The organism is Finegoldia sp. P1-F-LS (assembly GCF_052932205.1).
In genome coordinates this window covers 119497-134169 of record NZ_JBRFJH010000001.1, presented here as the reverse complement: position 1 = coordinate 134169, position 14673 = coordinate 119497, and the positions used below count along the sequence as shown (strand labels likewise).

Sequence of the window (14673 nt, the reverse complement as noted above, 5' to 3'; positions counted from 1 at the left end):
TTTTTATCTACTCCTTAACATAAATCTTCTAATTAAATAATACTACAAATCACAAATAATCACAAACATTTTGATATAATAATTAATGGTGATAATATGAAATTTACTGAAAATCAACAAAAAGCAATATCTCATTATGAATCCCCTGCTTTAGTACTAGCAGTCCCAGGAGCCGGCAAAACTACGGTACTTCTAAATAGAATAAAATACTTGGAGAAAGTTCACAACGTTGATCCAAAAAGTATTTTATCAATAACATTCAGCAAATCTCAAGCAATGGATATGAAAGAAAGATTTTCTGAAAAATTCCCAGAAACAGATTCTGCGTATTTTTCTACGATACATTCTTTTTGCTATTATATTATAAAACTATACTATAAAATGAATAATAGAATTTTCAAAATACTTGAATCAAATAATGATACCAATAAATATTTGGTCATCAGAAATATCATGCGAAAAATCAATAAAACAAATTCTAAAGATGAAGATGTTGAAAAATTTTTACAATACTATGGATATTGTAAAAATATGATGATAATAAAAGATTTTCCAAAATTCGACATTGAAAACTTCGAGCAAATTTATCAAGAATATGAAAGCTTTAAGAAAAAAAATTTCTTTATAGATTTTGATGATATGCTTACAAAGTCATTTGAAATTCTTAATGAGGATGAATATATACTAAAAAGAATTAAACGCAAGTACAAGTTTTTTCAAGTAGACGAAGGTCAGGACACCTCAAAAATTCAATTTGAGTTAATCAAAAAAATCGCATATCCGGAAAATAATTTGTTCATTGTAGCAGATGACGATCAATCAATTTATTCTTTTAGAGGAGCAGATCCTAGTTATTTATTGCATTTTAATAAAATTTTTTCCAATGCAAGTATTTATTATATTGATCAAAATTTTAGATGCAGCGACAAAATAGTAAACGCAAGTAACTTGTTTATTAAGCAAAATAAAAACCGATATAATAAGGATGTTACTTCAACAAAAGCATCAAACAAGAAAATAATAATAAAATTTCCTCAAAACTTTTTATCGTTGTATTCTTATCTGAAAAACAATATTAATCCCGATAAAAAAACCGCTATTTTATACCGTAAAAATATTTCTTCTATAGCGCTAACGAAATATTTACATGATCAGGATATTGATTTTCACTCCAGATATCAAAAAGATGATTTTTATAATCATTTTGTACTAAATGATATTCTAAAAATGATTGCTTTTTCGGAAAATAAAACCTCTGTCGGCCTTTTTAGAGACATATACTACAAACTAAACAGCTACATCAAAAAAACATCAATAAATCAACTGGAAACCTACGATGAATCAATGCCTGTTTTAGATCGTCTTTTGGATGATTCAACTTTAAGTAGGTATTATGTAGACAGATTTATGGACTTAAAATCATTTTTTTCCGGAATAAAAAGAGCAAAAGGTTCCAAGAAAATTGATATTATAATGAATGACATTGATTACAAAACATATATTGAAGATAGTGTTTTGCTACAAAACCAAAAAATATCATTGGACCATTTAGTCGAAATATATAAGTACCTGTTTAAAGATTGTGAGTGTTACGAAGATTTTATAAACGAAATTGAAAGCTTAAAGAAAATTCAAAAAGAATCAATAAAACATACCAGTAATTTAAATTTGCTAACTGTACATTCTGCAAAAGGATTGGAATTCGATGAAGTATTCATCATAGATTTAATAGATGGTGAGTTTCCTACAAACATCGACTCGAATAAAAAAAATTATGAAAATATATTTGAAGAAGAACGACGAATGTTTTATGTAGCTATGACTAGAGCTAAAGACAAATTAACTCTGTTGTCTCCTAAAACTAGAAATTCTGTTGAAGTTGATTCATCTCAATTCTTAAAAGATATTATAGAAATTGAAAATAATTTAAAAAACTAGCTGTAATTTTACAGCTAGTTTTGTTATTTATAAGTTACCTACTAGGTCAATTCCTGGTTTTAAAGTGTCTTGACCAGGTGCCCAGTTAGCTGGACAAACTTGATCACCGTATTTATCAACATATTGTGCAGCTTGTAGTTTTCTTAATAATTCATGTGCATTTCTACCTATTCCATCAGCAGATACTTCGTATAATACAACATCTAAATCAGGATTGATTAAGAAAGCACCTCTTTGACTTTGACCGTCAGCTTCTTTTAAAACTCCAAATTGTTTTGATAAAGCAAATGCTCTATCTGATAACATTGGATATTGGATTTTTTTAATCTTTTCAGATTTATCATGCCATGCCTTGTGAACAAATTCTGAATCTGTAGAGATAGAATAAATTTCACAGTTTAATTCTTTAAATTCTGAGTATAAGTTTTGTAAGTCTTCTAATTCAGTAGGACAAACAAATGTAAAATCTCCTGGATAGAAGAACAACAATGACCAGTGACCTTTTAAATCTTCACTAGAAACTTCTGTAAGTTCTTCATTGAGATAAGCAGGAACTTTAAATTCTTCAACGTGTTTTTTAATTAATGACATAAATAATCATCCTTTCTTATTTGATTTACAATTTAATTATACCACATTTTGTAATGATTACAAGTTTCGTTTAATAGTTTGTAATATATTTTCGAGCAATTAAAAAAGGGACTCGAAAGTCCCATAAAAATTTAATTTTCTGATCCAAAAGAATCCGCTATTGATTTGATTATTGAGGAAAAAAAGTTAATTATTTTATCAATAATTCCTGCATCTTCTGCCTTTTTATAAATATCTTTGGCTCCTTCTATAACTTTATCAGAAATATTAGACAATTCATCCTTGATGTCTTTTGAATTAATAGATTTTACGTTAGAATATTTTTCAAATAGATTTATTAATTCTTGTTTTTGATCTTCTGTAATTACATTTTCAAGGTTATTTTCTTTGATTGCATCATTTACAATCTTTTTTATTTCATCAAGACTTGGTGCTTGACCATTATTGTTAATATTTATATTTGCAATATTATCTTTTATTACAACAATAACATCATTTAATTTGTCTCTATCGAATTCGCCTTTATCTTTATTTTCTTTGTTAATATCACTAACAACTTCCAATTCTTTTTGGGCTACTTTTATTCTCTCCTTATCGAGCTTTTCACCATTTGATTCAAAAGCTTTATATACTCCTGTTAGGGCTGATTCTCCAGTTACCGGTCTAACCGCAGCTACCATTATTGTGCAGTCTTTTACACCTGCTGTTATAGCGGCATTTTCATATTGCTTTTCAGTAATCAACGTAATATTTTTCGGTGTCGTAATATTAACTTTTATGCCTTTATTTTTGTTTTCTTTCTTAACCAAAACGCTAGAAATCATACTGCCCGGATTAGAATCATCCCCACCAATATACTTCAACAAATCATTATAAGTAACCATGACTGACTTAATATTACTGTCGTCTTCAATATCTAAAAGTCCTTTTGTTTTTCTAATTTGAGATTTATCCAAGCTTTCACCATAAACAAAAGTTGGCTTGCCCCACTTCTCATCAATAACATTAGTATCAATCTTGCCAGCGAAACTAATAGTAGATGATAATGAAATTAAAATAGCTAATAAAAAAACTGTAATTTTTTTCATAGATTATTATCCTCCGTTCACATTGATTATAGCACAAAAATAATCACTCAAAGTCTACAAAATTATTAAGAAAAACTAAATTATTAAGCTGAATTTCAAAGGCTAATATTTAAGCTTCAAATTTTCACAAAATTTCCTTTACATTGTTTTTACTTTATGCTATAATTATAAAGTCAGCCGGAGTGATGGAATTGGCAGACGTACTGGACTCAAAATCCAGCGGTGGCAACACCGTGCGGGTTCAAGTCCCGCCTCCGGCACCATATACAAGATAGCTTTTTAAGCTATCTTTTTTCTTGTAAACTTAAAATAACCCAGGAGTAAAATATTTTTACCTGGGTTTTTTTAATTCAAAGCATTAACTCATAGTTTGCCTTCCCAAAAGCTAAAATAGTCTATAAAGTTACTGTTGTTGTTTCATCTAAAATCAAATTTAAGCGTAGTTAGACTAAATACACAAACAAAAAACGACTCAATTTCAATGAACAATCATTTGAAATTGAGTCGTTATAATTTGGTGCAGGAAAGAGGACTTGAACCCCCACGTCAAAGACACTAGATCCTAAGTCTAGCGCGTCTGCCAATTCCGCCATTCCTGCTTATGGGGTGGATGAAGAGATTCGAACTCTCGATCTTCAGTGCCACAAACTGACGCCCTAACCAACTAGGCTACATCCACCATAGCCTCAATTGACTACTTTATAAGTGTACCATAATAAACTATGATTGTCAAGCATTTGTAAAATTTATTTCAAGTCAACTTGACTTTAATATTATAGCATTGTAATTTTCGTTTTGCAAGTATTATTTTGAAGATTTTGAAAATCCTTCTTCTTGTGCTTCTTTTTCTGTTATAAAATATTTTTCGCCTTTTTTGAAGTTAATTTTTACATCTTTATAACTTTTTTGATTTGGCAAGTGGTATATTTTTAAACCTTTACGGTTTATATTTCCTTTTATCATTCCCCTACCTTTAGAATCGATATATTTTTTATATAAATTTGTATCATTAACATAGAAATCTTTCCAGAATCCCTTCTTATTATCTTTTGCGTATTGTTCTGCTTTTTTTAGTCTTTCAGAATATTTTTGATTAGTTGTTTTTGTGTATAATTTTGCCATTCCTTCTTTGAGTAGTTTTTCATTGATAAATTCATCATCTAAAAACAAATAACCCAGTTTTCTGTCATATACATCATTTTTTTCATCATCGTATTCCAATCGCACTCTTTTGTTTTCGAGCAATCTTTTTGTATAATCACTTGCAACCTTACCTTCTTTGACGTTTCGACTTTTATCTTTGGCTACACTTTCCGGTGTATCGATTCCTATAAGCCTCACTCTAGTTTTATTGCCATCTATGTTTAATATAACAGTGTCTCCATCTACAACTCTAACTACTTCATACAAATTATTTTCAGTTTCATTTTGACCAAATTTGTCACAGCCAGTTAATGATATTAATATTAATATTCCCAGTAAAAATTTCTTCATGCTTGCTCTCTCTTTTAATTATTTATAGCTCGATAAGATCTTTTGTGCTATTAGTATCATGTGATTGTTTACTTTTTCTCCCCAATTCTTATCACTTGCATAGTTTTTATTCATAGCATAAGAATTATATCCTTTAAAATACTTTCCATTATCACTAAGATACAATATTTTAATTTTTTTACCAATATCTTGAATTCCCTCATCAAGTGAATCGTATTGACTTGCTCCATTATATGGATTTGAATCTATTGCATTGAATCCAAACAAATTATTTTTATCCTTTGCTATTCTGCTCTGTCCAAAATCTGACTCATGATTTGCTATAGCTAATAAATACAAAGAATTCACTCCATATTTCTTTTCAACTTTAATGAACGAATGTGCATTACCCTCTAAATCAGTACCTTCTAATGCAACCTCTAACATTCTTTCAGTTATTTTAGATTTATGAGTTGGATAAAATATATTATCTTCTGTTATTTTTAAGGCCCCAACCTTCTTAAATTCAACCATATCTTTTTCTAATTTATTTAGTGTTCTTAACTCATTATCTTCTAATTCACTTTTATGATGCGTGATTTTTCGAGAAAAAGAAAAGTAATTTTCAGAATAATTTATTATTAAGCAGGAGCAAAAAACTATCATTAGCAAGAATATTCCAACTCTTTTTCTTATTAATTTCTTGTTTTTCATTATTCCTCCTAGAATATGAATAGTATTTTATCATAATTTTTTATTATTTCCTATTGATTTTCATTATTGTAATAATCTTGAAATATTGTACATTGTAATAATCTTGAAATATTGTACTCTTAAGCTTATAATAAATGTATATGCTGTTGTGGCTCAGTTGGTAGAGCAATTGATTCGTAATCAATAGGTCGGAGGTTCGATCCCTCTCAACAGCACCATTTAAAAACAATACTTATCTGGAGGTAAGAATGTCTATAAAAATAATTACGGACTCTAGTAGTCAACTAACAGGTTCAAATGAAAACGAAAATTTAATTTTATTGAATATGCCCGTTATTAGCTCTGATCAAGAATACATAGAAGGTCAAACAATTAATTCTTCAGATATGTTTTCTAGAATGAAAAATGGAGAGGTTTTTAAAACTAGTCAAGTTCCATATAAAACATACTACGAAACATTTAAAAGAGAATTGGAAGCTGGAAATGAAGTTATTTGCATTACACTTTCAAGCGGACTAACAAGCACATTTCAAACAGCTACTATGGCAATGAATGATGTTTTAGAAGAAAATAAAGATTATAAGATAATCGTTAAGGATTCTGTGAGTGCTTGCTCAGGAGAAACTTCTGTTGTTAATAAAGCACTTAAACTTTTAGAATTAAATTATTCATTTAAAGAAGTAAACGAAAAATTAGATGAAATAATCTGCGCACAAGAGCATATTTTTACTGTTACTAACTTAGAGTATTTGTACAGAGGTGGAAGATTATCTAAGACTCAAAAGGTAATGGGTTCATTATTGAACATAAGACCAATTATGAGTGTGGATAAAAATGATGGTAGCTTATATGTTGTAGAAAAAGCGCGCGGTGAAAAACAAACTTTTGCTAAAATCAAAAATTTAATGGCTGAAAAATGTAACAATAATGTTAATTTAAATCAAACTCTTTATGTTTGCTATGGCGAAAATGAAGATGAAGCAGATTTATTTATCGAAAGAATAAAAGAAGAATTCAAGTTCAAAAAAATAGTAAAGTATCCATTGGGATGTGTTATAGGTGCTCATATCGGTCCAAATCTACTAAGTATTTATTTTAGTAACAAAGATTTGGGAGACGAATTATCAGAAGTATAAAAATAACCTTCTAAGTTATAACTTAGAAGGTATTTTTGTGTAATCTAGTTTTGTTTTTTCGATAGCTGTCATAAAATCTGGTTTTAATTTCCCTATCACATTTATTTTTTCATGAGTTTGAGGATGAATAAATTGAAGGTTATATGCGTGAAGAACTTGACTGTCGAAAAGTATTTTTTCCTTTTTCAATCCATATAATTTGTCACCTAAAATAGGATGATGAATATAATTCATGTGAACTCGAATTTGATGAGTTCTACCGGTTTTGATTTGAACTTTTACAAGAGAATAATCATCATTATAATCAAGTCTTTCATATTGAGAAATAGATAATTTCCCTTCGTCAGAAACCATCATTTTCTTTCTATCTTTTGGATTTCTAGACATATATTCTTCAATTGTTCCACATTCATCGATTTTTCCATGTACAATACACAAATAAGTTTTTATAATTTCGTGATTTTTGATAATCTCTTTTAATTTTAGATGGGTATCATTGTCCTTTGCAATTATTATTAGCCCTGTTGTGTCTTTATCTAATCTGTGGACTATTCCCCTTCTATAATCCCCGTCCACATCACTCAAATTTTTGAAATTATACATTAAATAATTCACTAAAGTATCAGAATATATAGTTTCTGTAGGATGTACAATGACGTCTTTATCTTTGTTAATAATCGCTAGATAATCATCTTCATATACAATATCCAAATCTTGTTTTTGCGCTTTGATAGTTTTGTCGGGCTTTTCATAATCTAATGTAATTTTATCATTCAAATTTAGCTTATAATTTTTTTTCTGAATTTTACCGTTTACCAAAACCTTTTTATCATCTATAAGTTTTTGAATTTCACTTCTAGATAATTCGACTACATTTGCCAAAAAAACATCCAATCTTGCATTTTGATTAGAATCGTCAATTAAAAATTCGTAAATCATATATTTTCTATCTTCCAATCAATAGGTTCTAGACCATTATCTATCAAATAATCGTTAGTTTTTATAAAATGATTGCAACCAAAAAATCCCCTATTAGCTGAAAATGGAGAAGGATGTGGCGATTCTAGTATAAGCGCATTCTTACTTTTTATTAAATCTTTTTTCATTCTGGCGTTGTTGCCCCACAATATAAATACTATTGGTCTATTTGAATTTCCTAATAATTCTATAATTTTATCCGTTAAAATTTGCCATCCAATTTTTGAATGAGAATTTGGTTTGTTTTCTATTACCGTAAGTGAAGTATTTAATAATAAAACTCCTTGTTTTGCCCATTTCATCAAATATCCATTATTAGGAATTGGATAACCAAATTCATTTTGCAATTCCTTATAAATATTAATCAATGAAGGAGGCGTTTTAACATTTGGTTTAACAGAAAAACTAAGTCCATGTGCTTGATTAGGATTGTGATATGGGTCTTGTCCTAAAATCACAACCTTACAATCTTCAAAAGGAACTAATTTCAATGCTTCAAAAATATAATTCATATCTGGATATACTTTGTAATTTTTATAATCATGAATTAAAACTTCTCTGATTTTTTTATAATAATCTTTGTTCCATTCATCCTTTAGTAATTCATCCCAACTATTTCCTATATTAACACTCATTATTTATGTCCTTTTAAGCTAAATATAACAAGTAAAATACACGATACAACAACAGCTATATCCGCCACATTAAACACTGGAAAATCATAATTAAATGGAAGTCTTACAGAAATAAAATCAATGACATAACCTCTGAAAATTCTGTCAATCAGATTTCCTAATGCTCCACCAAGAAGTAGACCGTATATTACTTTTTCAAAATTCATCAAGCTTTTGTAATTCTTAAAAATATACAATATAACAAATCCAATTATTAGTAATGTTATTATAAGTAAGAATATTTTCTTGTTTTCAAGAATTCCAAATGCTGCTCCTCTATTTTCAAGATAAGTAAGCTTTAAAAATTTATCAAAAATTACAATATCTCCTGCTTTTAGAGAAATTGCCATGTATTTTGTTAAATGATCTAAGCCAATTACCAAAATCATCATTAAAATAGTAACCATTTTTACTCCTAAATGTATTTAATATATTTTATTCTCAATTTGTCTTTTTTTGTGTTTCCCAAGTATTCTATAAGCCTGTACCTACCATAACCTCTAATTGATACGAGAGAATTTTCTTCGACTGATTTGCTAGTATTAGATAATACTTCATAATTAAGTTTAATTTTCTTATTTTTTATCATAATCTGAGCATCTTTTCTGGAAATATTTGCCATCTCAGAAACCAAACAGTCCAATCTTTCTGAGTTTATAATGCCTGTGAATGATTTGTACTTTTCTTCATCTTTTTCTATGTTTTTATCAACAATCGATGTCGAAATATTAAACTTTTTAATTTTTGTCAAATTTAAATTCAAAAATTTTATCATCGTATTTGTAGCACAAATATAAAATCTTTTATTATGTGTAAAAATATCTCCGATTTTTTCACGATTAATTCCTAAATTCAACACAGCTCCTAAAATGTCTCTATGAGAAATTTCCTGATCGGTTTGTATTTCCAATAGACCAATATAATCGAACATATTAATGTATTCTTCTGAGTAGCAATATCTATCCCACATTATAATAATGCTATTTTCACAGTTTTTCGGACAATTCGTAGCCATATATCCTACATCAGTCTCTGTATTTAAAATCGAAATAGCATACTCTATTTCTTTAGGATTCATAAAATCTGTTGAATATATAGTTTTTGTCTTTTTAACTGAAATAAGACTATCAATAAATCTATCGATAGTCTTTTTAATTTCTATATCTTGAATGTAATTTAATTCGTAACTCATTTTAAATCAATCCTATTATTAATGATCCAATAATTTGAAGAAATATCAATGTTACTAATGGAGACCAATCTATAATTGATCTATCAAGTCCAAACATGCCCAGCAATATTTTTGCAGGATACATTATATAATCAGTAATCAAATAAATCGAGTCGACCAAAGCATTATCCCTTGATATATGAACAAATGACAATATAACTCTAATAAATATCGACCATTCAATCAACTTCAAAATGGTTAAGAAAAAATTAACTATACTAAATCCATTTATCATAATTGGAAAAATCCATTATTTTTTGTTATCTGATCCTTAATTTTGCCGTCAATTTCAACTCCTTTTGGTACCAACACAAAAATATCTTTAGTTACTTTTTGCATTTTGCCATCAAGTGAATAAATAGCTCCACTAACAAAGTCAAATATTCTTTGCTTTACATCTTTTTCAAGCATTTCAATATTTAATACGGCAACTTCATTTTTTAATATTACATCAATTACTTTTGGTGCATCATCAAAACTAATTGGTTCATGAATGTTTATTTTAACTCTATTCAAAGGTTTAGATTCCACAGGTTTAGTTGCAGAATTATTCATGCTTACTATATTTGATTTTGTTTCATAATTTTGTTTTTGTTCATAATCTTTTGATTCAGATTCTACATGATCTGATTCATCATAGTAGTATTGGTCATCGTAATATTCGTCGTAATCGTCTTCTACTCCTACTAATTTTTTAAATGAATTCATAAATGACATAACGTCCTCCTAATTGTAATTTCTTTTACCAAAAATAAAGCTTCCCACTCTTACCATATTTGATCCTTCTTCAAGTGCCACTTTGTAGTCGTGGCTCATTCCCATAGATAAGTATTTCATTTCGATATTTTTGTATTCTGTATTTTTTATTTTATCATAAATTTCTCTCATTTTCTTAAAAACCCATCTTATTTCTTCTGGATCATCAGCAAACGGAGCAATGCTCATCAAACCTTTTACTTTTACAAACTTTCTTTTTTCAATTTCTTCTATAAAAGAATCCAAATCATCAAGATATAAACCAGATTTTTGCTCTTCCTCTGCTACATTTAATTGAATCAAACAATCTTGTGGTTTATTAATAGCACTTGCTCTCTTCTCAATTTCTTTTAAAACACTCATTCTATCCAATGAATGAATCAAACAAGCTTTTCCTACAACATCTTTAACTTTATTAGATTGCAAATGACCAATCATATGATAATTTACAGAATCTTTTAATTCATCATATTTCCAACTCATTTCTTGGGGCTTGTTTTCACCAATATCTGTTACTCCACAATCAATAGCTTCTTTTATTCTGTCGATATCAACAGTTTTTGTAACCGCAATAAGTTTTGGAGTTTCTCCATGAGATGCAAATTTTTTCAAATTTTCATTAACTTCATTTAGATTATCTTTTATACTCATTATTTTAAAAGTTCCCCCTCTTTAACAAACCTTGGATTTTTTACGATATAATCGTAAAGTTCCAAAGTTTTTACTTTTCTGTTATTAACATCGATTTGTCCATCAGTACCAGTTGAAACATATGCAAATTTGTCATCAGTTTTTAAAACTTTTACAGCTACAAATTTAATAATTCCTGTTTCTTTTTTAATGAACACACCTTGTGTAGAATCCTTCGTAATAATTGATTTTTTTGGTATTTTGAATACTTTTGTTTTTTTATCAATTACCGTTATAGGTACGAATCTTTTATTCATCAAATTATTAATACCATCATTCATGTCACAAACTATAGTTATAATATTCCCATTTACCTTTATGTCTTTTATATGGGCAGAATAGTCATTTTTTTCAATATTAATTTCAATTTCATCGTTATTTTTCAAATTTCTATTCAGTTTTGAACTTTCAACATCAAATACTAATGATAAATTCATGCTATCAACTACAGATAAACCTTTAGTGTTATAATTTTCTCCAATATCTCTCAAATAATAATCACTACCGAATATACTAGAAGAGTTATATACTACAAAGTTTTCATAGTTGTCTACATTTTTTTTCAGCACTCCACTAACCGTAGTCTTAACGGTAGTTGATTTTGAGTTTAGAACTTGTTTTAGTATTTCTAATTCTTTTTTTGAATGAAAATACTCTTCTTCTGTGATGTTTTTCTTCTTATCATACTCAGATAAAAACTTTTCATCGAATTTTCTATTTCTTATAGAGTTTGATAATGATTTTATATCGGTATCTTTAATATCAAAATTACTTGTTGTTTTATCGCTGTGATTTGTTTCCAAATCATTCAATTTGTCATCTATATACTTTGTACTCATTTGTGAGTTTATTTCTTTTGGTATGTTTATAACATTTGATCCTACAGGATATTTTACATTTTCAGCTGCTTTAGTATCCACATCATTTAAATAAATGTACTCATCTTTTAGAACAAGAGCATTTGCATTTATTTCGTTTTTTATTTTGGAAATATCATTCACAAGATAAAGGTTTCTTTTAAAGAAAAAACCTAATAAATTGTGAACAATAAAAATTAATACTAAAACAGAAATGATAATTATAAAAATTTCTTTTTTGTTAAGTTTTTTCGTTTTCATAATCTGATTATATCATAGTATAAATTACATTCCAAAATTAATTATCGCTCTTTTTTCTCATCATCGAATTAGGTTGAAGTTTTTCTTCAATTTTTATTTTAAAAATTTGTTGAGCTTTATTAGCTACTTCAATTTCATTCATCTTTTCATCATACATTTTTTCGATTTTTGTAGTAATAAATCCATCTTCTGGGCCAAAAATTTCTACTTCATCTCCCTTGAAAACTCTGTTTCTTTGTTCAAAAGTAGCAATTTTACTTTCTTCATCATAATCCAATAATAAACCTACAAAATCGTATTTTCTAATGTAAGATGATGATTCGTACAATTGATCATTTTCATCAGGTTTTTTTTCAAAAAATCCTGTAGTAAAATCTCTGTAAGAAACTTTTTTAATTTCTTCTAAAAGTCTCTTCGCTGTTGGCTCATCAAATTCGTTATTGTAGTATTTGTCGATAGCAATTCTGTAGCTTCTAACAACCGTTGCTACATAATATTGACTCTTAACTCTACCTTCTATTTTTAAACTGTTAATTCCAGCTTTAATTAATTTATCCAGGTGTTCTATCATACACAAATCTTTTGAATTGAAAATAAAAGTTCCCTTCTCATCCTCTTCAATTGGAAAATACTCTCCAGGTCTTTTTTCTTCAACAAGTCTGTACTTCCACCTACACGCTTGTGCGCAATCACCTCTGTTTGCATCTCTTCCAGTCATGTAATTACTCAATAAACACCTTCCTGAATAAGACATACACATTGCTCCATGTACGAAACATTCCAATTCGGAATCAGGAATATTTTTCTTGATATCTTGAATTTCTTTCAATGACAATTCACGAGCCAATACAATTCTCTTTATGCCTTGATCCATCCAATATTTTACTGTTCTAAAATTTGTTACTGATGCTTGTGTCGACATGTGGACTTCAATATCTTTATTAATACTTCTAATAATAGAATAAATACCTGGATCAGAAACAATAAGAGCATCTACATTAATATCTATTAAGTTTTGAATGTAGTCTTCAATTCCTTCCAAATCATCATTGTGAGCTAATATATTCATTGTTATATATATTTTCTTGCCTCTACTGTGGGCGTATTCTACAGCTTCTTTCATATCTTCTATTGTGAAGTTCTTAGATGCAGTTCTCAATCCATAGTCTGGGCCTGCCATGTACACTGCATCTGCACCATAATCAATGGCTGTTTTTAATTTATCTAAATCACCGGCAGGTGCTAATAATTCAACTTTTTTCATTTAATCTCCTCAAAAATAGTCGGAAATCACAGACTTCCGACTATTGCTATTTTAATTTAGTTATGCTCATTCCATCATCGATTGGAATGATAGTTGTATCGTATTTTGAACTATCTGAAATAATTTCCAAAAATTCTCTTAATCTCTTAACTATAGTTATCTTTCTGTGTCTATGTTCATAGAATTCTTTTTCGCATACCATTCCTCTAAACAAAACATTATCACATACAATAACTGAATTTTTGTTAGATAATCGTACAGCTTCTTCAAAATATTTTATATATTGTCCTTTAGCAGCATCGATAAATATCAAGTCAAATTTTGTGTCCATGTTTTTCATAACTTCATATCCATCACCAAAGACTAATTGAATATCGTCATATCCATACTTTTTGAAGTTTTCTCTTGCAAGGTTTGCATTTTTTTCGTAATTTTCGACTGTAATAATCTTTGCATCAGGACAAGTTTTTTTCATAATAATCGAACTGTAACCAATAGCTGTGCCTATTTCTAAAATAGACTTTGGTTGTTCCATTAGTAATATTATCTTCAGCAATTGTCTAACCTCTGGTTCAACAATTGGTATATGATTTTCCTTGGCAAATATTTCTAACTCTAGGATAGTTTCATCGTTACTTTTTGATAATTGTCTTAAATAATCTTGTAGGTGTTCATTTACAATACTATTCATCTTCTAATTTTATGCCACTTTCTAATGCATCGTAAACATCTTTTAAAATCATAGAAAATCTTGCATCTGCTTGTAGATAAGCTGCAATATCATGATTTGTCATAATGATATTTTGTAAATTTTGAAGTTTTTTTACATCTTCAGGATCTTCTTTTCCTGTTTGTTGAATTTTTAATTGATATTCAAAAAGATGTTTTTTGAAATCATCTATCATATTTTTATTATTTTCATTCTTTTTATAAACATCTTTGTGAAGTTTTTTAAGTTCTTGAAACTCTGATGAATTATTCAACATTTGAGCTAATTCTTCAGCCTTTTTCTTATATTCCAT

Annotated in this window: 17 protein-coding genes and 4 tRNA genes; 4 read left to right on the top strand and 17 right to left on the bottom strand. The window is 28.3% G+C overall.

Going from position 1 to position 14673, the window contains the following annotated elements; translation table 11 throughout:
• The first annotated feature begins 96 nt into the window (after positions 1-96).
• Complete coding sequence (locus ACU68Y_RS00885; protein WP_446765316.1) at positions 97-1938, top strand: ATP-dependent helicase; 1842 nt, start codon at positions 97-99, stop codon at positions 1936-1938.
• 27 nt (positions 1939-1965) lie between these two features.
• Here the strand turns inward: ACU68Y_RS00885 and ACU68Y_RS00880 are convergent, their stop codons facing one another.
• Together ACU68Y_RS00880 and ACU68Y_RS00875 are read right to left on the bottom strand one after the other, a co-directional pair.
• Positions 1966-2529, bottom strand: coding sequence for a redoxin domain-containing protein (locus tag ACU68Y_RS00880; RefSeq protein ID WP_002839335.1), 564 nt, complete (start codon positions 2527-2529; stop codon positions 1966-1968).
• Between the two features lie 131 nt (positions 2530-2660).
• Positions 2661-3617 (bottom strand): DUF1002 domain-containing protein, encoded by a 957-nt coding sequence (locus ACU68Y_RS00875; RefSeq protein WP_002839433.1) that lies wholly within the window; start codon positions 3615-3617, stop codon positions 2661-2663.
• Positions 3618-3793: 176 nt separating this feature from the next.
• Here ACU68Y_RS00875 and ACU68Y_RS00870 point away from each other — a divergent pair.
• Positions 3794-3880 (top strand) — tRNA-Leu (locus tag ACU68Y_RS00870).
• A gap of 252 nt (positions 3881-4132) precedes the next feature.
• Here ACU68Y_RS00870 and ACU68Y_RS00865 read toward each other — a convergent pair.
• From ACU68Y_RS00865 to ACU68Y_RS00850, 4 genes are all read right to left on the bottom strand, one after another.
• Positions 4133-4216 (bottom strand) — tRNA-Leu (locus ACU68Y_RS00865).
• Between the two features lie 3 nt (positions 4217-4219).
• Positions 4220-4296: transfer RNA gene (locus ACU68Y_RS00860), tRNA-His, on the bottom strand.
• A 125-nt stretch (positions 4297-4421) separates the two neighbouring features.
• Positions 4422-5111 carry a thermonuclease family protein gene (locus ACU68Y_RS00855; RefSeq protein WP_002839275.1) on the bottom strand — a complete coding sequence of 230 codons (690 nt, stop codon included), beginning with the start codon at positions 5109-5111 and terminating at the stop codon, positions 4422-4424.
• Between the two features lie 18 nt (positions 5112-5129).
• The gene (locus ACU68Y_RS00850) at positions 5130-5804 is read right to left on the bottom strand and encodes a glucosaminidase domain-containing protein (RefSeq protein WP_446755219.1); all 675 of its coding nucleotides are present in this window, start codon (positions 5802-5804) and stop codon (positions 5130-5132) included.
• Positions 5805-5946: 142 nt separating this feature from the next.
• Here ACU68Y_RS00850 and ACU68Y_RS00845 point away from each other — a divergent pair.
• Both ACU68Y_RS00845 and ACU68Y_RS00840 read left to right on the top strand, forming a co-directional pair.
• Positions 5947-6022: transfer RNA gene (locus ACU68Y_RS00845), tRNA-Thr, on the top strand.
• Between the two features lie 30 nt (positions 6023-6052).
• On the top strand, positions 6053-6940 hold the full coding sequence (locus ACU68Y_RS00840) for a DegV family protein (RefSeq protein WP_446755218.1): 888 nt from the start codon (positions 6053-6055) through the stop codon (positions 6938-6940).
• A 15-nt stretch (positions 6941-6955) separates the two neighbouring features.
• On the opposite strand, the gene ACU68Y_RS00835 is transcribed toward ACU68Y_RS00840, so the two are convergent.
• From ACU68Y_RS00835 to ACU68Y_RS00785, 11 genes are read right to left on the bottom strand one after another with little or no spacing between them, the layout of a single operon-like run.
• A complete protein-coding gene (locus ACU68Y_RS00835) occupies positions 6956-7879 on the bottom strand; it encodes an RluA family pseudouridine synthase (RefSeq protein WP_002839375.1) in 924 nt (307 codons plus the stop codon).
• Positions 7876-8553 carry a uracil-DNA glycosylase gene (locus tag ACU68Y_RS00830; protein ID WP_060790630.1) on the bottom strand — a complete coding sequence of 226 codons (678 nt, stop codon included), beginning with the start codon at positions 8551-8553 and terminating at the stop codon, positions 7876-7878. Before ACU68Y_RS00830 ends, ACU68Y_RS00835 begins: the two co-directional genes overlap by 4 nt.
• Complete coding sequence (lspA, locus tag ACU68Y_RS00825; protein WP_446755217.1) at positions 8553-8999, bottom strand: signal peptidase II; 447 nt, start codon at positions 8997-8999, stop codon at positions 8553-8555. Before lspA ends, ACU68Y_RS00830 begins: the two co-directional genes overlap by 1 nt.
• 8 nt (positions 9000-9007) lie before the next feature.
• Positions 9008-9784 (bottom strand): YlmH/Sll1252 family protein, encoded by a 777-nt coding sequence (locus ACU68Y_RS00820; protein ID WP_002838393.1) that lies wholly within the window; start codon positions 9782-9784, stop codon positions 9008-9010.
• Between the two features lies 1 nt (position 9785).
• Positions 9786-10058 carry a YggT family protein gene (locus tag ACU68Y_RS00815; RefSeq protein ID WP_035110251.1) on the bottom strand — a complete coding sequence of 91 codons (273 nt, stop codon included), beginning with the start codon at positions 10056-10058 and terminating at the stop codon, positions 9786-9788.
• Positions 10055-10540: a cell division protein SepF gene (locus tag ACU68Y_RS00810; protein ID WP_002838352.1), complete on the bottom strand. Its 486-nt coding sequence runs from the start codon at positions 10538-10540 to the stop codon at positions 10055-10057. The genes ACU68Y_RS00815 and ACU68Y_RS00810 overlap by 4 nt, the downstream gene beginning before the upstream one ends.
• A 9-nt stretch (positions 10541-10549) precedes the next feature.
• Positions 10550-11230, bottom strand: a complete 681-nt coding sequence (locus ACU68Y_RS00805; protein WP_002838283.1) for a YggS family pyridoxal phosphate-dependent enzyme — start codon at positions 11228-11230, stop codon at positions 10550-10552.
• Positions 11230-12387, bottom strand: a complete 1158-nt coding sequence (locus ACU68Y_RS00800) for an HlyD family efflux transporter periplasmic adaptor subunit (RefSeq protein ID WP_002838296.1) — start codon at positions 12385-12387, stop codon at positions 11230-11232. Before ACU68Y_RS00800 ends, ACU68Y_RS00805 begins: the two co-directional genes overlap by 1 nt.
• Positions 12388-12424: 37 nt before the next feature.
• Complete coding sequence (locus ACU68Y_RS00795; RefSeq protein WP_002839360.1) at positions 12425-13651, bottom strand: peptidase U32 family protein; 1227 nt, start codon at positions 13649-13651, stop codon at positions 12425-12427.
• Between the two features lie 46 nt (positions 13652-13697).
• Positions 13698-14342, bottom strand: coding sequence for an O-methyltransferase (locus tag ACU68Y_RS00790; RefSeq protein WP_446755216.1), 645 nt, complete (start codon positions 14340-14342; stop codon positions 13698-13700).
• Positions 14335-14673: a YlbF family regulator gene (locus ACU68Y_RS00785; protein WP_002838362.1), complete on the bottom strand. Its 339-nt coding sequence runs from the start codon at positions 14671-14673 to the stop codon at positions 14335-14337. Before ACU68Y_RS00785 ends, ACU68Y_RS00790 begins: the two co-directional genes overlap by 8 nt.